Here is a 24,004-nt window from a genome sequence, read left to right on the forward strand (position 1 = left end):
CAGCTTCCCTTTAAGAAATTGTTAATAATTTTTTTTCAATTAACGCATCAATCGCAGAACAAATTGCAATCTTCACATGAGAATACGTTAATCCACCCTGTACATAAGCAACGTAAGGTGGACGAATTGGGCCATCAGCCGACAATTCAATACTTGCACCTTGAATAAACGTTCCCGCAGCCATAATTACATCATCTTCATAACCCGGCATATAGTTTGCGTACGGAGTGAAATGAGAATTAATCGGAGATGCATATTGAATCGCTTGACAAAAGGCAATCATACGATCTTTATCATCGAATTGAACAGATTGAATTAAGTCCGTTCTTGGCGCATTCCACGCTGGTGACGTGTTCATTCCTAACTTTTCTAAAAATGCCGCTGTAAAGATTGCACCTTTTAGTGCTTGTCCCGCTACATGCGGCGCTAAGAAGAACCCTTGGTACATTTCTTGTAAACTGTATAAAGATGCCCCTGCTTCAGCACCAATCCCTGGAGATGTTAAACGATATGCACATGCTTCAACATATTGTTCTTTCCCAACAATGTAACCACCAGTTTTAACGATTCCACCGCCTGGGTTTTTAATAAGCGAGCCCGCCATTAAATCTGCACCTACATGGCACGGCTCTTGTTCTTCAATAAACTCGCCATAACAGTTGTCAACAAATACAACTACATCAGGTTTAATTTCCTTAACAAACGAAATCATCTCTTTAATTTGAGAAATAGTAAACGACGGACGAGTAGCATATCCCTTTGAGCGCTGAATACCAATCATCTTCGTATTACTATGAATCGCAGCCGCAACAGCTTCAAAGTCCACAAGCCCCTCTTCCGTTAACGAAACTGCGTTATAACCGATATTATATTCTTTAAATGACCCTACACCTTTTCCGCGTACACCAACGATTTCCTCTAACGTATCATACGGTTTCCCCGTTATGTATAGTAGCTCATCTCCCGGACGTAAAATACCAAATAAAGCTGTTGAAATCGCATGAGTCCCCGAAATAATTTGCGGACGAACAAGACCCGCTTCCGCTCCAAATACATCAGCATACACTTTTTCTAATGTGTCACGACCAATATCGTCATATCCATAGCCAGTCGTTGGAATAAAATGCGAGTCACTAATTTTATGTTTACGAAAACTTTCTAATACACGAAATTGATTACTTTCAATCACTTCATCTGCACGTTTATGCACTTCTGTAATTTGACTTTCTACTTCTTTTACAATAGGAGCCATTTTTTCTCCATTTTTTAAACGATCAAACATTATCATTTTCTCCTTCTTCCACTAAAAATCTCTTTAACTGCCCATTATATGGCGAATAGGCAAATATATATCCTGTACAACTATATACAAATTTATCTTCCAGAAATTCCATCTTTGTTAATAGAGTTTCCGTCTTTAATAACGTTAACAACTTACCTTCACTCGGAGGAATCTCCACTTGATATGGATCCATTTCTTCCTTCATTTTCGTTTCTATCGCTTCTTTTATATGTAATAAATCGATTTCTTCAAAAGCACTAGTCATTAAGAAGTCGCTTTTCGGAAACGGAATAAAATTTTGATGTAATGCATCTTTTTTATTGTATAACGTAATAATCGGAATATGATTAATTTCAAGTTCTGACAATAACTTCTTTACCGTTTTCTCATGCCCTACATAGTTTGGATCTGCAGAATCAACAACATGTAAAATAACATCTGCTTCACCAGCTTCTTCTAGTGTTGAACGAAAAGCTGCAATTAACGACGTAGGTAAATCTTGTATAAAACCAACCGTATCAGTTAGCAACACTGTATAACCAGAAGGTAACGGCATCTTCCTTGTTGTCGGATCTAACGTTGCAAACAATAAGTTTTCTTCAAACGTATCCGCTTCCGTTAATCTATTAAATAGCGTCGATTTCCCTGCATTTGTATATCCTATTAATGAAACTTGAAATACTTTATTGTCTTTTCTTCTCTCACGGTATCTTTTTCGATGTTCCACAACAACCGCAAGTTGTTTCTTTATTTCATCAATACGCGATCGAATATGACGACGATCCGTCTCAAGTTTCGTCTCACCCGGCCCTCTTGTTCCAATACCACCACCAAGACGTGATAAAGACAAACCTTGCCCCATTAGACGCGGCATTGTATATTGCAACTGGGCTAACTCCACTTGAAGCTTACCCTCTCTCGACTTCGCACGTTGCGCAAAAATATCTAATATGAGTTGCGTTCGATCGATTACTCTTGCATCTAATACTGAGGATAAATTCCGAATTTGACTCGGCGTTAACTCGTTATTAAATATAATAACATCCGGCTCTAATTCTTCTGTTAACATTGTAAGCTCTTCTAATTTACCTTTACCTATATAAGTCACTGGATGAAACTTCGGTCGTTTTTGCGTTGTTGACACTAACACTTTCGCTCGCGCAGTCTTTGCTAACGATGCAAGTTCTTTCATGGAATGCATAAACTGTTCATCGTCATCTTGCTGTAATTGACAGCCTACTAATATGACTTTTTCTTTTTCTTCCATCAAATATGTTCACTCATCCTTTTCGAAATTTAAACCTTCTAATATAATAGCAGAGGAAGCACATTTCATCTAGTTAGCGGGGGAGAAAATTCATGGCATGGGAGATTTTTAGCATCATAGGCACAATCGCATTCGCACTAAGCGGAGCCATTGTTGCAATGGAAGAGGATTATGACATTTTCGGGGTGTATATTTTAGGAATGGCAACCGCATTTGGGGGAGGTGCCCTTCGTAATTTACTAATTGGTTATCCGATTGTCGCGTTTTGGCAACAAGACATGTTATTCCAAATCGCACTTTTATCAATGACAATTATTTTTCTTTTTCCAAATAAATTAATTAAACATTGGAAAAAATGGGAAAACATTACTGACGCTATCGGCTTATCAGCATTCGCCGTACAAGGGGCATTATATGCTCAAAAACTAAATTTACCCATTAGCGCTACAATCGTAGCAGCTGTTTTAACCGGTATTGGCGGCGGGATTATTCGCGATCTTTTAGCCCGTAGAAAACCTCTCGTCCTTCGAGCTGAAGTATATGCTTTTTGGACGATTCTAGCAGGCTTCTTAATTGGGGCTCAAATTATTGTTAGTGATTGGGCTCTTTACACCTTATTCATTTTAATTGTTTGCTTCCGCATGCTTTCTATTCATTACAAATGGCATTTACCGCATCGACGTATCGACACAAACGAACGTTCAATGCATAAATAGCAATTCTAACCTCTTTACATATCGTAAAGAGGTTTTTCTTTTCTAACGATTTTTTCTTTACTTAATGTTTATACTAATTTTTAAAGTGAGGTGAATACAAATGACAAACCACGTTAATAAAGGAGCTCAAAAAAGCTCAGTAAACCAATTTGGGCACGATTCTAATTCAGCACACGAAAAGAGCGCTAAAATGGAACGCTTCCATAAATCTCACCAAGAAAAAGAAAAAAAAGAATAAACGAACATATGCACAAAAAACAGACGCACAGTTTATGTACTGTGCGTCTCCTCTTCCAACATTAAATCAACACTTGATATTCCAATTAAATCATACTTATCATACGTATCTTCTTGCAACAACCGCATAGCCTGTGTACGAATCGATTTTTCAACAATATTCCGTACGTATCGGCCATTGCTAAACGATGTAATTTGCGACGAATACTTTACAGCATGTAAATGATCTCTAAATTTCCATTCCGCTTCCTTTGATAACTGGTATTCACGCTCTTCATACATTCTCTTCCCAATTTCCAACAACTGATTTACCGAATAATCCGCAAACTCAATAATAAACGGAAAACGAGATTGCAGTCCTGGATTTAATGAAAGGAAGTGATTCATCTCTCTTGAATACCCAGCCAAAATCAATACAAAACCATGTTGTTTATCCTCCATATGCTTTACGAGCGTATCAATTGCTTCCTTTCCAAAATCCTTCTCTCCACCTCGAGCTAAAGAATACGCCTCATCAATAAACAAAATACCTCCCATTGCTTTTTTTATTAAATCTCTTGTTTTTTGAGCCGTATGGCCAATGTATTCTCCTACAAGATCAGCACGTTCCGCTTCAACTAAATGCCCTTTTGATAGAATATTCATCTCAAACAACAATTTCCCTATCATTCTAGCAACAGTTGTCTTTCCTGTACCCGGATTCCCTTTAAACAACATATGGAGTACTTGCTTCTCAGATTTCAATCCCATTTCTTGTCTTTTTTTATTTACATAAATCCAAGCATATATTTCTTTTATTATCTTTTTTATATCATCCATCCCAACGAGTTTCCCCATCTCTTCTTCAATTCTTTGCAGCATCTCATGTTTAATTGTAGTTTCATTTGAAATTTCCGTTTTATTTTCTGATGCTGGTAAAGAAATTTTCTTTCGATGGTTTAACACAATATTAATTTGATTATTATTTTTCTTTCGCATCGATTGTTCCATACAATCACCTCATTTTATCCCGCAATTTGCAGGCAGTAAGACTCCCACCTCAAAATTCAGCGAATGCGAGGAAGTTAGGCGGGGGATAACTGCCCGTAAATGCCCGATTGGTGTGGGCTGATAATCAGCGGAGGATGAACACCCCCCCACTGATTAAAGTTTCACTTTATCCACTCAACACATATTATTATTCCCGTCCTTCTTACAAATGCCTATTTTCAGAAAAGTTTGCTATAATATAAGAAATAATTAAGGTGGTGGGACTATGGAGACAACGGAATTCCATGATACAATACAAGCCTTTTCTATTTTTTTATTGAATAAAGGCCGAAAAACCTCAACCATTAAACGTTATGTTTATGACATTGAAGATTTCGGACATTGGTTAGAAAAAAACAAAAAGCTCCCTTCCAGTAATATATGGGCTACACTTTGTACAAAAGACTACGAAGATTACTTTTCTGACTTAAAAACGAATCGAAACTACTCAGAAAAGACGATGCATCGTGTATTTATTGTACTAAATAGAATGAATCATTTCCTAAACATCCCTAATCCATTAAAGAATATGGAAATTTCCATTCAACCAGATCGCGCACTACGAAATGAAGATTTTATTTCATCTAATGAAGAAAAAAAATTAAAGCGTATCGTCACTTCATTGGAAGGACTATCAGAAAAACAACGTCCTGTACGACCTTTATTGATGGATCGTAATATCACTATTTTAAACCTATTAATTGACTATGGTTTATCCCTACAAGAGCTTACAGCATTAACTATGTATCATGTTCACTTTGAAACTAATACATTATCTATCCCAGCAACCGCAGGAGTAGAAAGAACGATTACATTAACAAAAGAAGACAAAAAGCAATTATACACATACTACAAAAGCATCCCTGAACCCGTTCGTCCAAAATACCATAGTAATGACCCACTGTTTGTCGCATTCGATTTTAACCGCGGAACATACAGATGGGTATACGAAAATGATTCACCGAAGGGATTAACAGAAATCGCTATCCAAAAAATGATTCGCCTTGAAGTAGCTAGAGCTAATTTACGCAAAGGAATCTCAGGGCAACACTTTCGTAACACCTATATTTTAAACTTAATAAAAAAAGAAACGCCGGAATCAGAAATTATAAAACTAGCTGGATTCAAATCAAAAGTTTCACTAAAACGATATTATAAATACGCAGAAAATAGAAAAAACGCCTTATTGTAAGGCGTTTTTTCTATTTTTTCTTTAAACAAACGATTTTATTATGACCATTTAACTAATTTTTGCATCTACTATGATGAGTTTCATTCACATTCTCATTAGAAAGGAGCGATTTAATGTCTCGTTATGACGACAGTCAAAACAAATTCTCCAAACCATGCTTTCCAAGTAGTGCCGGACGAATCTCAAACACACCATCCATCCCAATTTCTAAAGCACAAATTAGAACATTTCGAGCGATTATTAACGATTTAATTAAAATAATTCCAAAACTTTTCGCCAATCCATCTCCTAAAAACATCGAAGATTTAATTGATACATTAAACCTACTAAGTAAGTTCATCTGTTCGCTAGACGCTACTTCCTCCCTGAAAGCGCAAGGATTAGCTATTATAAAAAACTTAATAACTATATTAAGAAATCCAACCTTCGTAGCAAGTGCTGTATTTGTTGAACTCCAAATTTTAATTAATTATTTACTTTACATTACAAAGTTATTCCGGATCGATCATTGTACACTCCAAGAACTCCTTAAATTAATTGCAGAGTTACAAACTACTCTAGTTAATTCAGCTTCGTTCGGCAGAGGGCCTACTGGACCTACTGGACCTCGAGGTAACACGGGCGCTACCGGTGCTACTGGACCTACTGGACCTCGAGGTAACACGGGTGCTACCGGTGCTACCGGACCTACTGGACCTCGAGGTAACACGGGTGCTACCGGTGCTACTGGACCTACTGGACCTCGAGGTAACACGGGCGCTACCGGTGCTACTGGACCTACTGGACCTCGAGGTAACACGGGCGCTACTGGTGCTACTGGGCCTACTGGACCTCGAGGTAACACGGGCGCTACTGGACCTACTGGACCTCGAGGTAACACGGGCGCTACCGGTGCTACTGGACCTACTGGACCTCGAGGTAACACGGGCGCTACCGGTGCTACTGGACCTCAAGGCGTTCAAGGTAACACGGGTGCTACTGGTGCCACGGGCGCTACCGGACCTCAAGGTGTTCAAGGTAACACAGGTGCCACGGGACCTCAAGGTATTCAAGGTAATACGGGTGCTACTGGTGCCACGGGACCTCAAGGTATTCAAGGTAACACGGGCGCTACCGGACCTCAAGGTGTTCAAGGTAACACAGGTGCTACTGGTGCCACGGGACCTCAAGGTATTCAAGGTAATACGGGTGCTACTGGTGCCACGGGACCTCAAGGTATTCAAGGTAACACAGGTGCTACTGGTGCCACTGGTGCCACTGGTGCCACTGGTGCCACGGGACCTCAAGGTATTCAAGGTAATACGGGTGCTACTGGTGCCACGGGACCTCAAGGTATTCAAGGTAACACGGGTGCTACTGGTGCTACTGGCGCTACCGGACCTCAAGGCGTTCAAGGTAACACAGGTGCTACTGGTGCCACGGGCGCTACCGGACCTCAAGGTATTCAAGGTAATACGGGTGCTACTGGTGCCACGGGACCTCAAGGTATTCAAGGTAACACGGGTGCTACTGGACCTCAAGGCGTTCAAGGTAACACAGGTGCTACCGGTGCCACGGGACCTCAAGGCGTTCAAGGTAACACGGGTGCTACCGGTGCCACGGGACCTCAAGGGGCTCAAGGTAACACGGGTGCTACCGGTGCCACGGGCGCTACTGGACCTCAAGGTGTTCAAGGTAACACAGGTGCTACCGGTGCCACGGGACCTCAAGGTGTTCAAGGTAACACAGGTGCTACTGGCGCTACTGGACCTCAAGGTGTTCAAGGTAACACAGGTGCTACCGGTGCCACTGGCGCTACTGGTGCCACTGGCGCTACCGGACCTCAAGGTGTTCAAGGTAACACAGGTGCTACTGGTGCCACTGGTGCCACGGGACCTCAAGGTATTCAAGGTAATACGGGTGCTACTGGTGCCACGGGACCTCAAGGTATTCAAGGTAATACGGGTGCTACTGGTGCCACGGGACCTCAAGGTATTCAAGGTAACACAGGTGCTACTGGTGCCACGGGACCTCAAGGTATTCAAGGTAATACGGGTGCTACTGGTGCCACGGGACCTCAAGGTATTCAAGGTAACACGGGTGCTACTGGTGCTACTGGTGCTACTGGCGCTACCGGACCTCAAGGCGTTCAAGGTAACACAGGTGCTACTGGTGCCACTGGCGCTACCGGACCTCAAGGCGTTCAAGGTAACACAGGTGCTACTGGTGCCACTGGCGCTACCGGACCTCAAGTATTCAAGGTATTCAAGGTAATACGGGTGCTACTGGTGCCACGGGACCTCAAGGTGTTCAAGGTAACACAGGTGCTACCGGTGCCACGGGACCTCAAGGCGTTCAAGGTAACACGGGTGCTACCGGTGCCACGGGCGCTACTGGACCTCAAGGTGTTCAAGGTAACACGGGTGCTACCGGTGCCACGGGCGCTACTGGACCTCAAGGTGTTCAAGGTAACACAGGTGCTACTGGCGCTACTGGTATAGGAGTTACCGGACCTACTGGACCTTCTGGTGGACCTACTGGACCTACTGGACCTCAAGGTGTTCAAGGTAACACAGGCGCTACCGGGCCTCAAGGTGTTCAAGGTAACACAGGCGCTACCGGGCCTCAAGGTGTTCAAGGTAACACGGGTGCTACTGGTGCCACTGGACCTCAAGGCGCTCAAGGTAACACGGGTGCTACTGGTGCTACTGGCGCTACTGGACCTCAAGGTGCTCAAGGTAACACAGGCGCTACCGGACCTCAAGGCGTTCAAGGTAATACGGGCGCTACTGGTGCCACGGGACCTCAAGGTGTTCAAGGTAACACAGGCGCTACCGGGCCTCAAGGGGCTCAAGGTAACACAGGCGCTACTGGTGCTACTGGCGCTACCGGACCTCAAGGCGTTCAAGGTAACACAGGTGCTACTGGTGCCACTGGCGCTACCGGACCTCAAGGTGTTCAAGGCATCCAAGGACCAACGGGTGCTACCGGCGCTACCGGTATAGGAGTTACTGGACCAACTGGACCATCTGGCGGACCTACTGGGCCTACTGGACCTACTGGACCTACTGGACCTAGCTTCCCTGTAGCAACAATTGTTGTAACAAATAACATTCAACAAACAGTACTGCAATTTAATAACTTTATTTTTAGTACTGCAATTAACGTAAACAATATTATCTTTAACGGCACAAATACAGTTACTGTTATTAACGCTGGCATTTATGTAATTAGCGTATCCATCGCTACAACTGCGCCAGGATGTGCTCCACTTGGAGTAGGAATTTCAATTAATGGAGCAGTCGCAACTGACAACTTCTCTTCAAGTTTAATAGGTGACTCACTTTCATTTACTACAATTGAAACGTTAGCAGCTGGTGCAAACATCTCTGTCCAATCTACTCTTAACGAGATTACGATCCCTGCAACAGGAAATACTAACATTCGCCTTACTGTATTTAGAATCGCTTAAATTTCACTATGTATTGTTTATGACAAATAAAAAAAGAGCGAGAAACTGAACTGCACCCCAATTGTTAGACACCGTCTAACAATTGGAGGTGCAGTTTTTCTATGGTTAAATTTACAGCTGATGAAAAAATACACATCGTTCAACGTTATTTGAACGGAAATGAAAGTTACCGAGAAATTAGTAAAGCGGTTGGTATAAGAGACACCGTAATTTTGAATTGGGTAAACCAATATAAACAAAATGGTGTGGAAGCTTTTCTAAAACGGTATACAAATTACACGCAACAATTTAAACTAGACGTACTAAATTTTATGATTGAAAACGGTACGTCCTTATTTGAAGGGGCAGCTATTTTTAATATTCCTGCCCCTTCAACGATTATTGTTTGGAAAAAACAATTCGAAACACAAGGAATCGCTGCCCTTCAATCAAAGAAAAAGGGGCGTCCATCCATGGAAAAAGATTCAAATAAACAATCAAAACAAACACCAGTTGAAGGTTCAGTCGAAGCACTTGAAGCACGTATTCAACAGCTTGAAATGGAAAATGAGTACTTAAAAAAGTTGAATGCCTTAATTCAAAACAAGGAAAAATCACGAAACAGGACAAAGCACAAGTAGTCTATGAATTAAGGCATAAATATTCGGTGAAAGCACTTGTAGAGCTAGCTAACATTCCACAAAGCACGTATTATGATTTAGTAAAGAAAATGAATCGTCCGGATTTAGATGCCGATTTGAAAGCTGAAATTAAAGCGATTTATGAGGAAAATGAAGGCCGTTATGGCTACCGTCGCATTCGTGATGAGTTAACGAATCGTGGTCAAAAAGTGAATCACAAGAAGGTTCAACGCATTATGAAAGAGCTTGGATTAAAGTGTGTTGTGCATATGAAAAAATATAAGTCTTATAAGGGGAAAGTTGGTAAAACTGCACCCAATATTTTAGCGCGCAATTTTCATGCAGATGCACCGAATCAAAAATGGGTAACAGACATCACAGAGTTTAAATTATTTGGAGAGAAACTGTATATATCACCTGTATTAGACTTGTATAATGGTGAGATTATTACCTATACAATTGGCTTTAGACCGACGTATTCACTTGTTTCAGAAATGTTAGAGACAGCATTAGAACATTTACCGGAAAATCACCAACTATTGATGCATTCAGATCAAGGGTGGCATTATCAAATGAAACAATATGCCCGGACACTTGAATCAAGAGGTATTGTGCAGAGTATGTCTCGAAAAGGAAACTGTTATGACAACGCAGTAATGGAGAATTTCTTCGGGATCATGAAGTCGGAATTCCTCTACATAAAAGAGTTTGAAAGTGTAGATCATTTTAAAATAGAATTAGAAAAATATGTAGATTATTATAATACGAAACGGATAAAGGTAAAATTAAAAATGAGCCCGGTGCAATACCGGACTCATTTGGATCAAGCTGCCTAATGAAATAACCGTGTCAACTTTTAGGGGTCACTTCAAAACTCGCTCTTTTTTTGTTATGTACAATAATTCATTACTACTCTAATTCAATCGAAACATTTTTTTGTGGTACGAATGTAGAAATTGCATGTTTATAAATAAGCTGTTGCTTACCTTCTGTTTCCAGTAGGACTGTAAAATTATCAAATCCTTTAATTAATCCACGAAGCTGGAAACCATTTAATAAGTACAGCGTAACAAACGTATTTTCTTTACGGAGTTGATTTAAAAACTGATCTTGAATATTGATTGATTGCTTCATGTCGAATCCTCCTCTTTTTCTCTACTTACTATTATTCGACTTTAGTTGTAACTTTCCTTCTATGTATCGTAAAATTTCTGACGTTTTTTCACCATCTGTAACATCAAACCATGTGACATCCATTTTATTACGGAACCACGTTAATTGACGTTTTGCATAACGACGTGAATTCGTCTTTAATTGTGATACCGCTTCTTCTAAAGAGACACGATTCTCAAAATAATCATATACCTCTTTATACCCAATCGCTTGAATAGATTGACAATCTCTCATCCCACGATTATACAGCCCTTTTACTTCCTCTAATAAACCTTGTTCCATCATTAAATCCACTCGTAAGTTAATGCGATCGTATAGCATTTCTCGATCCATTGTCAAGCCAATTAGTGAAACATCATATAATAACTCGTTTTCTTGTTTTTCGAGTTGTTCACTCATTTTTTCGCCCGTCGTGTGGAAAATTTCTAACGCCCGAATGACACGACGCACATTATTAGCATGAATACGCTCCGCGCTTTCTGGATCTACTTCTTGCAATTTTTCATGTACATATTCCACACCACGTTCTTGAGCTAGCTTTTCCATTTTCTCTCGGTATATAGCATCACCAGCATCATCTGTAAACTGATAATCGAATAAAACAGATTGTATATAAAGACCGGTTCCACCAACAATAATCGGTAATTTACCCCGCTCTGTAATTTCTCGAATATGTTTACGAACACGTTCTTGAAATTCTGCGACAGAAAATGAATCTTCCGGATCTTTTATATCGACCATATAATGTGGAATTCCGTCCATCTCTTCTTTTGTCACCTTTGCGGTTCCAATGTCCATCGTGCGATAAATCTGCATGGAATCTCCACTTATAATTTCACCATTCAACGCTTTGGCAAGGTCAATACTTAACTTCGTCTTTCCAACAGCAGTTGGTCCAATGATGACAGCAACCTTTTCGCGTTGCATTTCTCCCATATCATTCAACTCTCTTTATGTAATATACTCCATCTATTGATTATATCCAATCTTAACAATTTTAACGGTACGATTGCAAGTTCTTTCATTCTGGTACATGAAATTTCATATAAAAAAAGAACATAGTTTGTCCAATTCTGCATACACATGATAAAAAATAGCTTTGAGAGGATGAGTTGACTATGAAACAATCTACCATCAATTTTTCATCTTTAACAAAAGACCTCATTTTAGCCACTGCTACAAAAGAACAAAACTGTTCACAAGAAGAATTATACTTCGCTCTAAATTGTTTGCTACGTTCTTTTCATTCTACGCTCCAAGAAACAACATTACATCTAGAAAATAAAAATACAGAGTATATGCAGACTCAATTTTGCAGTGCATATAAAATTCTTACAGGTACAACTATTTATCCCTTTCAATAATCCATAAAAAGCGGTTGCTTGAAAATATGTAAGCAATCGCTTTTTAAATTAATACATATACACTATTGTATAACTTTCACTTTTACAGACTTACGGCCCCAGCTATTAGCACTACCATCTGAGCCCACTAATACATCAATGCGATTTCCTTTAATCGCACCACCAGTATCTCCAGCAATCGCTTCTCCATATCCTTCTACCCATACTTTCGATCCAAGTGGAATTACCTTTGGATCAACAGCAATTACTTTCATATTTGGATTCGCTGTTAAATCATGCCCCATTGCAGTTAACACACGACCACCATACGTACCATTCTCACTTGGATTTGCTGTATACGCCGTCGCTTCTACTGTTATTTCACGACCGCCAGCAGGTGCATTTGTTTCAGCAGATTTCTTAACTGGTTTCGCAGCTGGCTTTTCCTTTGCTACAGGCTTACTTGATTCTACATTTTTAACAGACTCTTTGCTCTTAACTGCCGTATTATTTTTAACCGACGGATTTACTCTAGCCGGTTCTTCTTGAGTTACAACTTCTTTCTTTTCAATCACAGGTGCTTCTCCTGTTAAAAATGGTACGTGAACATATGCAACTTTTCCATTGTAGTCGAATTGTAACCATTCATTTTGAACTTGATTTGTCGTTTCAATCAAATCATTTTTATTAAATTTACCAAGAATTTCAGAGTCAGTATTCGCTCCAGCACGAATATTTAATACGTTCGCAGTTACATAATACGTACTTTTAGTAAATTCAGCACTTACAAATGCTTCTTTACCGTCTAATTTAATTTTCGACCATCCGTTTTCTGTATTTATAACATCTAATTTATTTCCACTTAACATTTTACCTACAAGCTTTGACTCTACATTTGGGTTTTCTCTCACATTTAATACGTCTGTTGTTACAATCGTTTCTGCTTTCGCAGAACCTGCAAAAATCCCAAGACCAAAAACTGCCGCTGTTGCTATACCTAATAATTTTTTCATGAATAGCCTCCATTTGCTTTGTTTTCGTATTTTCATTATAGCAACAGATTTTTTAGTTTTTTAGAAATCACACAATTACAAAGCATTCGTAATATACGATTAACGAGTTGTAACATAAATTTCCATATTAATGAAATGCATTTTCAATAGAAACCCCAATATTTTTCATATATTTTCCACATACAAGCATGAAAATTTTTTCCCAAAAAAAATTACAGTATTACTGTTTTGTTACAAAAAAATCATATTCCATTACATCTTTTACCATAAAACATCATTCTCCAATTATTAATCTCTTTTTTTGTAATAAAAAGGAGTAGCTTATAGCAGCTACTCCTTTTTCATTTATTATTTAACCTTCTTTTTCCAAATTCCCATCATAAGAGCAGAAATAACTGTCCCTACTAATATAGAGAAAATATATAGCAACGGTTTATTTACTAATGCTATAACAAATAACCCACCATGTGGTGCCGGTAATGTAATTTGGAATAACATAGATAACGCGCCTGCAATACTTGAACCAACAACACAACTTACAATTACTCGAATCGGATCTGCAGCTGCAAATGGAATTGCACCTTCTGTAATAAACGATGCTCCCATAATATAATTTGTTAAACCAGATTTACGTTCCGCTTCTGTAAACTTCGTTTTAAAGAATGTAGTTGCAAATGCAATTGCAAGTGGCGGTACCATACCACCAGCCATAACAGCAGAGTGAACTCCAAAGTTCTGCGCTTCTATTGCAGCAATACCAAATGTAAATGCGGCTTTATTAATTGGACCACCCATATCGATTGCCATCATACCACCTAAAATAAGACCTAGTAATATAGCATTTGTACCGTTCAAACCATTTAACCATCCTGTTAACATTTCATTCAATGCTACTACAGGTGGATTTACTACTTTTTGCATTACAACTCCTGTAATTAACAATCCAAAGACTGGATATAACAAAACAGGTTTAATTCCTTCTAACTGCGCTGGTAATCCTGAAAATAATCTTTTCAATCCTAAAACAACATATCCAGCTAAGAAACCAGCAATTAATCCTCCTAAAAACCCAGCATTCGCATGTGCCGCTAAAAACCCTCCAACAACACCAGGCATAAAACCAGGACGATCAGCAATAGAACTCGCAATAAATCCAGCTAAAATTGGTACAAGGAATAAAAACGCCCCTGTTTTTCCTCCACCAATAGACATGAACAATTCAGCTAATGGACCTTCCGCCTTTATACCACCAAACGAAAACGCTAGCGCTATTAAAATTCCACCGCCAACAACGAACGGAAGCATATTACTTACACCACTCATTAAATGCTTATAAATTCCTAATCCTTTTTCATTCTCTATACTCTCTGACTTCCCATTCTCTTTTACACCTTTAAAGATTGGTGCATCTTGTTTGACAGCTCGATTAAGAAGCTTTTCCGTTTTTCTAATCCCATCAGCTACCGGCACTTGAATGACATGTTTTCCAGCAAAACGATTTATTTCTACTTGTTTATCTGCCGCAACGATAATGGCCGTTGCACGTTCAATGTCCTCTTTCGTTAAACCGTTTTTTATACCTGTTGATCCGTTCGTTTCAACTTTAATCGCAATCCCTAACTCTGCCGCTTTCGCTTTCAAACTATCAGCAGCCATATATGTGTGAGCGATTCCAGTCGGACAAGCTGTAACAGCTAATACGTATGGTTCATCCCCTTCCGGTTTCGCTACTTCAACTTCTTCTTCTTTTTCATTCTCTTTTTCATCAAATAAGCGAAGAAGTTCCTCTTCATCCTTTGCTTCTAATAATTGCTTGCGAAAGCCTTCATCCATTAATAATGTAGAAAGACGGGACAACGTTTCTAAATGTGTATTATTTGCTCCTTCACTTGCAGCAATCATAAAGAATAAATGTGCAGGCTGTCCGTCAAGCGATTCATAATTGATACCGCTTACACTTCTACCGAAACAAATCGCCGGTTGCTTAACAGCCTTCGTCTTCGCATGAGGTATGGCAATGCCTTCCCCAATTCCAGTCGTACTTTGGGACTCCCGCTTTAAAATAGCTTCTTTAAATTCCGTTTTACTATTTAAACGATTTGCCCCACTTAATTTCTCAACTAATTCATCTATGACAGCTTCTTTATTTGAAGCTGTCAAATTCATAATGACTGTATCCCTTTTTAATAGTTCTGTAATTTTCATATGTTACTTCCCCCTATCGCTTAACTACAATTACTTGCGACAATAATTCTTCTACTTTTTCCTTTTTACATAAATCTGCCGAAAATGCTGTTGCACTCCCTGTTGCAACACCATATTGGAATGCCTTTTCAATATCTTTTGTCTGTTCGTATTTACCTACAAATCCAGCAACGAGAGAATCTCCTGCCCCAACTGAATTAATAACAACACCTTTTGGAACAGTTGCTTCATATATACCTTCTGCCGTAAATAATAAAGCTCCATCTCCGGCCATTGATACAATAACGTTCTCTACACCTTGTTCGACTAATTTTCTTCCATACGGTAAAATCTCTTCTACTGTTAAAAGCTCCACTCCAAATAACTCACCAAGTTCATGATGATTTGGCTTTATTAAAAATGGCTTATTTTTAATTACATGTTGCAGTGCACTTCCACTTGCATCCACTACTACACGAATACCTTTTTCAGCTCCAAACGCAGCAATTGATTCATAAAAAGTATTTGGAATAGAAGTCGGTACACTTCCAGCAAGTACAACACAATCTCCACGTTGCATACTTTCAATTTTGTTCATTAACTGTCCGAACTGCTCTTTTGTCACAATAGGACCTTGTCCATTTAATTCTGTTTCTTCTTCCCCTTTTATCTTTACATTAATTCTAGTATCTTCATCTACTTGGACGAAATTTGTTGTTACACCTTCATCATGTAATACATCTTGCATAAACTGACCAGTAAATCCACCAGTAAATCCAAGTGCAACATTTCCAACACCTAAACGATGAAGAACGCGAGAAACATTAATCCCTTTTCCTCCAGGAAACTTCATGTCTTTCTCTGCTCGATTTACTGTGCCTAAATCAAAAGAATTAACTTGTACTACATAATCAATAGATGGGTTTAAAGTAACTGTATAGATCATTGTTTATCAGCCTCAATTACATTGGTTTGTCTTTTATATTTTTCTAAATCAATTTCTAAATGGTTTGTAATAATATTTGCATCTTCAACATTGGCAATTTTCGCAAACGCAACTTCTGAAAACTTACTTTCATCAATTAAGAAATACCCTTCGTTCGCTAATGTTAATGCCATTTGTTTTAAAAGCGCTTCTTCTGGATCTGGTGTTGTAAAACCAAACTGTTCATGTACGCCATTCGCTCCTAAAAAACATTTATCAAAGCGATACTTCTGCATACTTTCCTGTGCCATCGCACCAATTAAAGCCTTCGTCCTACTCTTCATCATTCCGCCTAGTAAATACGCACGAATATTATTTTCAACTAAAGCTTCAATATGCATAAGTCCATTCGTCACGACAGTAACATCTTTATTTATTAGAAATGGAATCATTTCAAATGTTGTACTTCCTGCATCTAAATAAATACAATCCCCTTGTTCCACAATAGTAGCTGCATACTTAGCAATTTGATGTTTTATTTGAATGTTTTTGGATGATTTTTCAATCATCGTTGGCTCCTGTCCCTTTGCTGTTAAAACAGAGGCACCACCATGAACTCTTTTTAATAACCTTTGTTTTTCTAATTGTGCTAAATCACGACGAATTGTTGATTCAGAGCTTTCTGTTCTTTCAACTAATTGCTGTAATTTAACTACTTTCTGTTCTTTTACAAGTTGCAATATCATTTGATGACGTTCAGGAGTTAACATTTTACTCACCTCTTCTTTGATTACAGTATAATGAAAACGATCACAAAAATCAACCACATACATTCATAAATAATCAAAAACAATCAAAAACAGTTATAGACAACAAAAAAGAAACCCATTTGATTGTTATATCAAATGGGTTTCTTTTCTCGATTCACTTATAAAGAAGCTTTATATATGTTTAAAACATCATCTTTATTTAATTTTTTAAAGTTACCAAATTCACCATAAGCCATCGCTTTATCCGCCATTAAATCAATTTCATTTTCTCCAATAGTATAATCAGATAATGCTACTGGCGCCTCAATTGAAGTCCAAAATTGACGCAGTGCCTCAATTCCTTCTAACGCCACTTCTTTATCTGTTTTGCCATCTGTTTCTATATCAAATACACGAATAGCGAACTGTTTAAAACGACTTACATTTTCATCTATAACATGCTTCATCCAATTCGGGAATAGAATTGCAAGGCCGCCGCCGTGTGGTATGTCATGAACAGCAGAAACTGCATGCTCAATATTATGAGTTGCCCAGTCTCCTTTTACTCCCATTGCTAAAATGCCGTTTAACGCCATAGTACCGCAATATAAAATTGTTTCCCTATGCTCATAATTTTCTAGATCACTTAAAAGCTTAGGAGCTGTTTCAATTACTGTTCTTAAAACAGATTCACAATAACGATCTTGTAGTTCTGTATTTGTTCCATGATGGAAATATTGCTCTAATACGTGTGACATAATATCTACCATACCGTAAATTGTTTGATCTTTCGGTACAGACGCAGTATGAACTGGATCTAAGATTGAAAACTGCGGGAAAGTAACCGGGCTACCCCAGCCGTATTTTTCATTCGTTTCCCAGTTTGTAATTACCGAGCCTGCATTCATTTCAGATCCTGTTGCTGCAAGAGTAAGTACAGTACCAAATGGTAATGCCTCGCTAGCAAATGCTTTTTTCGTTACAATATCCCATACATCTCCATCGTACTTACTACCAGCGGCAATCGCTTTCGTACAGTCGATTACACTTCCTCCACCAATTGCTAAAATAAATTCGACACCATTTTCTTTACAAATTTGAATCCCTTTTTTTACTGTTGATACACGAGGATTCGGTTCAACACCAGTCAATTCAAATACTTCCGCATTTATATCTTTTAAAATAGAAATTACATTATCATATATACCGTTTCTTTTAATGCTGCCTCCTCCATATACGAGAAGAACTTTTTTACCGAACTGTGGAATTTCAGTTTTTAACTGCTCTAATTGTCCTTTACCGAAAATAAGTTTTGTCGGATTACGAAATACAAAATTTTGCATATCTTTTTACCATCCCTTCTATTTAAAAAGCAACTATACTTTTGTATACCATATTTTTTTCATTTCACAAAAATATTTGCTTAACAAAAAAATCCCAGCCTTTAGGGCTGAGATTTTTTATTGATAATAAGGTGAGATCATTAAGTAAACAATAACACCAGATAGACTTACATATAGCCAAATTGGCATCGTCCATCGTACAATTTTACGGTGACGTGTTAATTGATTCGTAAAACCAAATACAAGTGCGAACAATGCAAGTGGTACAATAATTGCCGCAAGGATAATATGTGTAATTAAAATGATGAAGTACACATATTTAATAAATCCTTCCCCGCCAAAATGTGTTGCTGGCGCCAAGTAATGATACGATAAATACGAAACACAGAATAGCAAAGTCGTCGTGAATGCCGCAAGAATGAAACCACGGTGCATTTTCACATTCTTTTTAATAATAGAGTATAAAGCTGCTAATAAGAATACGAACGTAAAGCTATTAAAAATTGCATTTAACATTGGTAAAATCGTTACATCAAAATGTACTTCTCCTTCATAGCCAACAGGTCCAAAGAACAAAAATAAAATAATCGCATTTACAATTACAGAAAGCGTTATCACAATAGGAGCATAGCTTTTCTGATTTGTTGATTGATCCACCAAAATGGTCACTCCCTCTTCCTTCAAATATGTATACGTAACCTCACTATTTTAACATATTATTCACAGTGTAAATGTGACAATAGTTTGACACAGTAAGACAAGACAAAGAAAAAAATCCTTCTTAATAAAACTTCTTAAGAAGGATTTTATCGCTTTATTATTCAAATAGCAATGCAATTAGTTTTTGTTAAAAAACGTATTGCTATATGCTTGAAAAATTTCAGATACTTGATATCCCATTAATGAAATTGCTGTTAATGAAAAGAAACCAATCATAAGAAATCGAAACCACATATAAATCTCCTCCTTGTATTTAGCTTAAAAAACGTTAGCTATATTACAAGTTACGTGGCACTCTTCATCATCACTTTCTTTCTTCTTTACAATTGCTGTTATAAATCGAATCATAAAGAATAGAACAAAAGGAATTTGTTCGTAATTCACCTTGGCATAGTTCAGCAACGGCTCGCGCTGCACATCGAACGGGGATGAGAAGGAATAGAACATACCTTGCTCTTCCATATATACAATTACAATTTTCATGCAAAATACTATTCCTAGAAACGAAACAATATCTTGCCATTCTGTCGTATATAACAGGTTATACAGCTCTAATACGTACTCTTCCATCATCATCCCCCCTTCCTTTTTTACCATTTTGCTCGCCTTCGTATAAAAAGTCAAGAAAAAAGTTTATATTCACTATGACAATAGTAATTACTCGTTTCTATGTTTATATATGATTCTTTTATAGCAATGATTGGGTGTAACTCTATTCCAAAACAATAAATTAGAATCGAACGGATTCTTCATTTCTACTTTTAGGTTTCAAAACTGTGCTATTTTTATTTCTATTAAAAATAAAATAAGAAAGTATTATAAGAACAGTAACAAGCATCGTTAAAAGTGCTTGTGGACGCAAAGATTCAATTGCAAGCATTGCAACTAAAACTGCTATAATAGCAGCAATTGTAACATACGTTACATATGGGAAAAGCCACATTTTCACTTTCAAATTTCTTTGTTCTACTTTTCCCATTTTTTTACGCATCTTTAAATGCGAAACTGCAATAACGAGATAAACGAGTAACGCGATCCCACCAGAAGCATTCACTAAAAATAAAAATACTTTATCTGGAGATATGTAACTAAAAACAACTCCAATATAAGCGAAGAAAGTTCCAAATAAAACTGCTCGAACTGGAACACCACTACTGTTCAATTTTAAAAACACCTTTGGAGCATCTCCTCTTTCTGCCATCGAAAAAAGCATTCTTGAGTTTGTATATAAGCCCGAATTTAAACAAGAGAGTACAGCTGTTAAAACGATAAAATTCATAATTTGTGCTGCCGCTGGTATTCCTATATGTTCAAGTACCGCTACAAATGGACTTTTTAGTATGTTTGCTGAATTCCACGGAAGGAGTGTAACGACTATAGCAATAGATCCAATGAAAAATACGAGAATACGCCAAATTACACTATTTGTTGCTGTTTTTACTGCTTTTACAGGCTCAGCAGACTCACCAGCCGCTACTGCTACAATCTCTGACCCCATAAATGAAAATATAACGACGGTAATTCCAAGCAGCACCGAACTTATCCCATTTGGCATAAATCCCCCTTGTCCTACTAAATTTGAAGTGCCAGGTGCTTCCGTTCCTGGTACAAATCCTAAAATAACAGCAAGTCCAAGACAAAGGAATAAGACGATACTTATTACTTTAATAAAAGAAAACCAATATTCAAACTCTCCAAATGATTTCACTGAAAAAACATTCGTCAACGTTAATAAAATCGTTAATATTAGGCTTAATAACCAGAGTGGGATGTCTGGAATCCAGTATTGAATAATACCAGCACCTGCTGTGGCTTCTATTGCAATAACAATTACCCAGAAAAACCAATATAGCCACCCAATTGTATACCCCGCCCATGGACCAATAGCTTCTCGTGCATATGTTGCAAATGAACCACTTGTCGGGTTAATAGCTGCCATTTCCCCCAACATTCTCATGACGAAAATGACTAGAAGTCCCGCTAATGCATATGAAACGATAGAACCTGGCCCGGCCGAATGTACAACTGCACCACTTCCAACAAACAAACCAGCCCCTATTACACCACCAATTGAGATCATCGTAATGTGGCGTATTTTTAGGTCTTTCTTAAGATTTTTATCCAAATCTTGTACATCCCCTTCCAAACTTTATTTTGAAATTTATGTAAGAGTATTATGCAAAAAACCTTGTCTTACACTTCTTAATATATCAAAATATTCTGAATTTAAAATTATAAATCCACCTCCTTCATAAATTATTACATTAGGTTTAATAATTTTCCATACACAATTGTTGAGAAAATTATTAAACCTAACAAAAGATAAAATTTTCAGATATCATTAAAGAAACAAGATTATACATCTAGACAACTTTGTGTATAGGAGTGTTGATATGTTAAACAAGTTCAAATTCATTTGTTGTATGTTAGTAATTTTCTTACTGCTACCGCTAGCCCCCTTCCAAACAAAAGCAGCAAACAATTTAGGATCAAAATTACTCGTTGGATATTGGCATAACTTTGATAACGGTACTGGCATTATTAAATTAAAAGATGTTTCACCAAAATGGGATGTAATAAATGTATCTTTCGGTGAAACTGGTGGTGATCGTTCCACTGTTGAATTTTCCCCTGTGTATGGTACAGATGCAGAGTTCAAATCTGATATTTCCTATTTAAAAAGTAAAGGAAAAAAAGTAGTTCTTTCAATAGGTGGACAAAATGGAGTCGTTTTACTTCCTGACAATGCCGCTAAACAACGTTTTATTAATTCCATACAATCTCTAATCGATAAATACGGTTTTGATGGAATAGATATTGACCTTGAATCAGGTATTTACTTAAACGGCAATGACACTAATTTTAAAAACCCAACAACTCCTCAAATCGTGAATCTTATCTCAGCAATTCGAACGATTTCAGACCATTACGGTCCAGATTTCCTATTAAGCATGGCCCCTGAAACAGCTTATGTTCAAGGCGGGTATAGCGCATATGGAAGCATATGGGGTGCATATTTACCAATTATTTACGGAGTGAAAGACAAACTAACTTATATTCACGTTCAACACTATAATGCTGGTAGCGGCATTGGGATGGACGGTAATAATTATAATCAAGGAACCGCAGACTACGAGGTCGCGATGGCAGATATGCTCTTACATGGCTTTCCTGTAGGCGGTAATCCAAATAATATTTTCCCCGCTCTTCGTTCAGATCAAGTAATGATTGGACTTCCGGCGGTACCAGCAGCAGCTCCAAGTGGCGGGTATATTTCTCCAACTGAAATGAAAAAAGCTTTAGATTATATCATTAAAGGCGTTCCTTTCGGAGGAAAGTATAAGCTTTCTAATCAAAATGGCTACCCTGCATTTCGTGGTCTAATGTCTTGGTCCATTAATTGGGATGCAAAAAACAACTTTGAATTCTCCAATAACTACAGAACATATTTTGATGCTATTCCTTTGCAAAAATAATAAAAAACAGCAATAGGTTATATAAAGTAACCTATTGCTGTTTTTTATTTATGTAAATTACTTTTTCACATCCATATCTACAGTACGAAGAGATTCATCTCCATTTCGTAAATAGCTATTTACGAGACTTAAAAGTAACTTCCCACCAACTAACATTGCACGTTCATCAAAATCAAATTGAGGATGATGATGCGGATACGTTGCTCCTATTTCTTCATTACCCGCACCTGTGAAGAAAAATGCTCCTGGAACATGCTCTAAGTAGTATGCAAAATCTTCACCACCCATAATCGGCGGCACTTCAATGACCCTTTCTCTTCCAAGATCACATTCTGCAACCTCCATAAAATGACTCGTTTCCTCTACATGATTTATTAATATTGGATAGCCACGTTTATATTGAATATTAACTTCAGCCTGAAGAGACTGACAAATCCCCTCAACAACTCGTCTAAATTCCTTCTCCATATATTCTCTTACTTCAGGATCTAACGTTCGAATGGTTCCTGTAAACGTAGCAGTATCCGCAATAATATTATCCGCTTGACCAGCATGGAATGTACCAACTGTTAAAACTACGGATTGAAGTGGATCGACTTTTCTACTAACTAACAGTTGCAACTGGTTAATAATTTGTGTTGCAACAATAATAGCATCTACAGTATGATGTGGCATACCTCCGTGACCACCTCGCCCTTGAACCTTCACCTCAAAAGAATCAGCTGCCGCCATCATTGCTCCTGCTTTCGCACCAACAATTCCTACAGGCATTTGAGAAGATACATGCGTACCAAAAACAACATCTACTCCTTCTAAACAACCATCCTCAATCATAGCGATAGCCCCGCCAGGCTCTTTCTCTTCTGCATGTTGGTGTATAAGAACTATTTTTCCAGAAAGCTGGTCTCTATGATCACTTAATATTTTTGCAACTCCTAAAAGTGTTGCTGTATGTCCATCATGGCCACAAGCGTGCATTACGCCCGGAACCTTTGATTTATATGAAACTTTCTTTTCATCTTGAATAGGTAGTGCATCAAAATCAGCACGCAACGCGATTGTCTTCCCAGATTTCCCACCTTCAATTACGCCGATGATTCCTCTTCCCCCGACATCTGTTTTCACATCAATATGAAAACTTTTTAAGATTGCAGCTATTTTTTTCGGTGTTTCTATTTCTTGAAACGATAGCTCTGGGTATTGATGAAAATCTCTTCGCCACGAAACCATTTGGTTATACAAACTTTCCAACTCTTTATGCCATGTTTCTATCATAGAAATTCC

General features: G+C 38.1%; 24 protein-coding genes. 9 read left to right on the forward strand and 15 right to left on the reverse strand.

From position 1 onward, the window contains the following. Positions 1-10: 10 nt before the first annotated feature. Positions 11-1,282 (reverse strand): methionine gamma-lyase family protein, encoded by a 1,272-nt coding sequence (locus tag MHH42_RS18400; protein WP_000460315.1) that lies wholly within the window; start codon positions 1,280-1,282, stop codon positions 11-13. Then, complete coding sequence (gene hflX / locus MHH42_RS18405) at positions 1,275-2,549, reverse strand: GTPase HflX (protein WP_000391423.1); 1,275 nt, start codon at positions 2,547-2,549, stop codon at positions 1,275-1,277. The genes MHH42_RS18400 and hflX overlap by 8 nt, the downstream gene beginning before the upstream one ends. Before the next feature lie 92 nt (positions 2,550-2,641). On the opposite strand from hflX, the gene MHH42_RS18410 reads away from it, so the two are divergent. Both MHH42_RS18410 and MHH42_RS18415 read left to right on the forward strand, forming a co-directional pair. Next, positions 2,642-3,265 carry a trimeric intracellular cation channel family protein gene (locus MHH42_RS18410; protein WP_000312263.1) on the forward strand — a complete coding sequence of 208 codons (624 nt, stop codon included), beginning with the start codon at positions 2,642-2,644 and terminating at the stop codon, positions 3,263-3,265. A 100-nt stretch (positions 3,266-3,365) separates the two neighbouring features. Further along, on the forward strand, positions 3,366-3,503 hold the full coding sequence (locus MHH42_RS18415) for a hypothetical protein (protein ID WP_000181509.1): 138 nt from the start codon (positions 3,366-3,368) through the stop codon (positions 3,501-3,503). A gap of 32 nt (positions 3,504-3,535) precedes the next feature. Here MHH42_RS18415 and spoVK read toward each other — a convergent pair whose 3' ends face one another. Next, complete coding sequence (gene spoVK / locus MHH42_RS18420) at positions 3,536-4,492, reverse strand: stage V sporulation protein K (protein WP_000438193.1); 957 nt, start codon at positions 4,490-4,492, stop codon at positions 3,536-3,538. Positions 4,493-4,757: 265 nt separating this feature from the next. On the opposite strand from spoVK, the gene MHH42_RS18425 reads away from it, so the two are divergent. From MHH42_RS18425 to MHH42_RS18435, 3 genes are all read left to right on the forward strand, one after another. Beyond that, complete coding sequence (locus tag MHH42_RS18425) at positions 4,758-5,723, forward strand: tyrosine-type recombinase/integrase (protein ID WP_000450335.1); 966 nt, start codon at positions 4,758-4,760, stop codon at positions 5,721-5,723. A gap of 113 nt (positions 5,724-5,836) precedes the next feature. Then, complete coding sequence (locus MHH42_RS18430; RefSeq protein WP_340893768.1) at positions 5,837-8,203, forward strand: collagen-like repeat preface domain-containing protein; 2,367 nt, start codon at positions 5,837-5,839, stop codon at positions 8,201-8,203. Positions 8,204-8,230: 27 nt separating this feature from the next. Then, complete coding sequence (locus MHH42_RS18435) at positions 8,231-8,707, forward strand: hypothetical protein (protein ID WP_340893769.1); 477 nt, start codon at positions 8,231-8,233, stop codon at positions 8,705-8,707. On the opposite strand, the gene MHH42_RS18440 is transcribed toward MHH42_RS18435, so the two are convergent. Beyond that, positions 8,661-8,816: a hypothetical protein gene (locus MHH42_RS18440; protein ID WP_340893771.1), complete on the reverse strand. Its 156-nt coding sequence runs from the start codon at positions 8,814-8,816 to the stop codon at positions 8,661-8,663. The genes MHH42_RS18435 and MHH42_RS18440 overlap by 47 nt on opposite strands. 13 nt (positions 8,817-8,829) lie before the next feature. Here MHH42_RS18440 and MHH42_RS18445 point away from each other — a divergent pair, with 13 nt between their 5' ends. Both MHH42_RS18445 and MHH42_RS18450 read left to right on the forward strand, forming a co-directional pair. Continuing rightward, entirely contained in the window at positions 8,830-9,174 is a 345-nt protein-coding gene (locus MHH42_RS18445) for a Gly-Xaa-Xaa repeat protein (protein ID WP_310796257.1), read from the forward strand. Between the two features lie 101 nt (positions 9,175-9,275). Continuing rightward, a protein-coding gene (locus MHH42_RS18450; protein ID WP_340893773.1) for an IS3 family transposase occupies positions 9,276-10,630 on the forward strand; the annotation gives its coding sequence in 2 pieces (ribosomal slippage) (positions 9,276-9,729 and positions 9,729-10,630; 1,356 coding nt in all). Between the two features lie 73 nt (positions 10,631-10,703). Here the strand turns inward: MHH42_RS18450 and hfq are convergent. Both hfq and miaA read right to left on the reverse strand, forming a co-directional pair. Then, positions 10,704-10,928 (reverse strand): RNA chaperone Hfq, encoded by a 225-nt coding sequence (gene hfq, locus MHH42_RS18455; protein WP_000813896.1) that lies wholly within the window; start codon positions 10,926-10,928, stop codon positions 10,704-10,706. A gap of 21 nt (positions 10,929-10,949) precedes the next feature. Next, positions 10,950-11,903, reverse strand: coding sequence for a tRNA (adenosine(37)-N6)-dimethylallyltransferase MiaA (miaA, locus tag MHH42_RS18460; RefSeq protein ID WP_000504364.1), 954 nt, complete (start codon positions 11,901-11,903; stop codon positions 10,950-10,952). A 182-nt stretch (positions 11,904-12,085) separates the two neighbouring features. Between miaA and MHH42_RS18465 the strand changes: the two genes are divergently transcribed. After that, positions 12,086-12,331, forward strand: a complete 246-nt coding sequence (locus tag MHH42_RS18465; RefSeq protein WP_016108943.1) for a hypothetical protein — start codon at positions 12,086-12,088, stop codon at positions 12,329-12,331. Between the two features lie 62 nt (positions 12,332-12,393). Here the strand turns inward: MHH42_RS18465 and entD are convergent, their stop codons facing one another. The 8 genes from entD to gabP form a co-directional block, all read right to left on the reverse strand. Continuing rightward, positions 12,394-13,323 carry a cell wall-binding protein EntD gene (gene entD / locus MHH42_RS18470; RefSeq protein WP_000734606.1) on the reverse strand — a complete coding sequence of 310 codons (930 nt, stop codon included), beginning with the start codon at positions 13,321-13,323 and terminating at the stop codon, positions 12,394-12,396. A 348-nt stretch (positions 13,324-13,671) separates the two neighbouring features. After that, entirely contained in the window at positions 13,672-15,528 is a 1,857-nt protein-coding gene (locus MHH42_RS18475) for a PTS fructose transporter subunit IIABC (RefSeq protein WP_016108945.1), read from the reverse strand. Between the two features lie 13 nt (positions 15,529-15,541). Next, on the reverse strand, positions 15,542-16,453 hold the full coding sequence (gene pfkB / locus MHH42_RS18480) for a 1-phosphofructokinase (protein WP_000640843.1): 912 nt from the start codon (positions 16,451-16,453) through the stop codon (positions 15,542-15,544). Beyond that, a complete protein-coding gene (locus MHH42_RS18485; protein ID WP_000957289.1) occupies positions 16,450-17,202 on the reverse strand; it encodes a DeoR/GlpR family DNA-binding transcription regulator in 753 nt (250 codons plus the stop codon). Before MHH42_RS18485 ends, pfkB begins: the two co-directional genes overlap by 4 nt. Before the next feature lie 158 nt (positions 17,203-17,360). Continuing rightward, positions 17,361-18,524, reverse strand: coding sequence for an iron-containing alcohol dehydrogenase (locus MHH42_RS18490; protein WP_340893777.1), 1,164 nt, complete (start codon positions 18,522-18,524; stop codon positions 17,361-17,363). Positions 18,525-18,641: 117 nt separating this feature from the next. Further along, on the reverse strand, positions 18,642-19,184 hold the full coding sequence (locus MHH42_RS18495) for a DUF420 domain-containing protein (RefSeq protein WP_000228316.1): 543 nt from the start codon (positions 19,182-19,184) through the stop codon (positions 18,642-18,644). A gap of 318 nt (positions 19,185-19,502) precedes the next feature. Beyond that, positions 19,503-19,841: a hypothetical protein gene (locus MHH42_RS18500; protein ID WP_002039366.1), complete on the reverse strand. Its 339-nt coding sequence runs from the start codon at positions 19,839-19,841 to the stop codon at positions 19,503-19,505. Between the two features lie 133 nt (positions 19,842-19,974). Continuing rightward, positions 19,975-21,369 (reverse strand): GABA permease, encoded by a 1,395-nt coding sequence (gabP, locus tag MHH42_RS18505; protein WP_000360092.1) that lies wholly within the window; start codon positions 21,367-21,369, stop codon positions 19,975-19,977. Positions 21,370-21,637: 268 nt separating this feature from the next. Between gabP and MHH42_RS18510 the strand changes: the two genes are divergently transcribed. Beyond that, a complete protein-coding gene (locus MHH42_RS18510) occupies positions 21,638-22,720 on the forward strand; it encodes a chitinase (protein WP_340893781.1) in 1,083 nt (360 codons plus the stop codon). 57 nt (positions 22,721-22,777) lie between these two features. On the opposite strand, the gene MHH42_RS18515 is transcribed toward MHH42_RS18510, so the two are convergent. Then, a complete protein-coding gene (locus MHH42_RS18515) occupies positions 22,778-23,995 on the reverse strand; it encodes a M20 metallopeptidase family protein (protein WP_016108947.1) in 1,218 nt (405 codons plus the stop codon). Positions 23,996-24,004: the final 9 nt, after the last annotated feature.

Origin of the sequence: Bacillus sp. FSL L8-0099, assembly GCF_038006385.1 — a bacterium.
Classification (GTDB): Bacteria; Bacillota; Bacilli; order Bacillales; family Bacillaceae_G; genus Bacillus_A; species Bacillus_A toyonensis.

Coding starts and splice junctions, on each gene's coding strand:
- MHH42_RS18400 (WP_000460315.1), bottom strand. CDS start 1,282: ATGTTTGATCGTTTAAAAAATGGAGAAAAAATGGCTCCTATTGTAAAA.
- hflX (WP_000391423.1), bottom strand. CDS start 2,549: ATGGAAGAAAAAGAAAAAGTCATATTAGTAGGCTGTCAATTACAGCAA.
- MHH42_RS18410 (WP_000312263.1), top strand. CDS start 2,642: ATGGCATGGGAGATTTTTAGCATCATAGGCACAATCGCATTCGCACTA.
- MHH42_RS18415 (WP_000181509.1), top strand. CDS start 3,366: ATGACAAACCACGTTAATAAAGGAGCTCAAAAAAGCTCAGTAAACCAA.
- spoVK (WP_000438193.1), bottom strand. CDS start 4,492: ATGGAACAATCGATGCGAAAGAAAAATAATAATCAAATTAATATTGTG.
- MHH42_RS18425 (WP_000450335.1), top strand. CDS start 4,758: ATGGAGACAACGGAATTCCATGATACAATACAAGCCTTTTCTATTTTT.
- MHH42_RS18430 (WP_340893768.1), top strand. CDS start 5,837: ATGTCTCGTTATGACGACAGTCAAAACAAATTCTCCAAACCATGCTTT.
- MHH42_RS18440 (WP_340893771.1), bottom strand. CDS start 8,816: ATGTTATTTGTTACAACAATTGTTGCTACAGGGAAGCTAGGTCCAGTA.
- hfq (WP_000813896.1), bottom strand. CDS start 10,928: ATGAAGCAATCAATCAATATTCAAGATCAGTTTTTAAATCAACTCCGT.
- miaA (WP_000504364.1), bottom strand. CDS start 11,903: ATGGGAGAAATGCAACGCGAAAAGGTTGCTGTCATCATTGGACCAACT.
- MHH42_RS18465 (WP_016108943.1), top strand. CDS start 12,086: ATGAAACAATCTACCATCAATTTTTCATCTTTAACAAAAGACCTCATT.
- entD (WP_000734606.1), bottom strand. CDS start 13,323: ATGAAAAAATTATTAGGTATAGCAACAGCGGCAGTTTTTGGTCTTGGG.
- MHH42_RS18475 (WP_016108945.1), bottom strand. CDS start 15,528: ATGAAAATTACAGAACTATTAAAAAGGGATACAGTCATTATGAATTTG.
- pfkB (WP_000640843.1), bottom strand. CDS start 16,453: ATGATCTATACAGTTACTTTAAACCCATCTATTGATTATGTAGTACAA.
- MHH42_RS18485 (WP_000957289.1), bottom strand. CDS start 17,202: ATGTTAACTCCTGAACGTCATCAAATGATATTGCAACTTGTAAAAGAA.
- MHH42_RS18490 (WP_340893777.1), bottom strand. CDS start 18,524: ATGCAAAATTTTGTATTTCGTAATCCGACAAAACTTATTTTCGGTAAA.
- MHH42_RS18500 (WP_002039366.1), bottom strand. CDS start 19,841: ATGGTAAAAAAGGAAGGGGGGATGATGATGGAAGAGTACGTATTAGAG.
- MHH42_RS18510 (WP_340893781.1), top strand. CDS start 21,638: ATGTTAAACAAGTTCAAATTCATTTGTTGTATGTTAGTAATTTTCTTA.
- MHH42_RS18515 (WP_016108947.1), bottom strand. CDS start 23,995: ATGATAGAAACATGGCATAAAGAGTTGGAAAGTTTGTATAACCAAATG.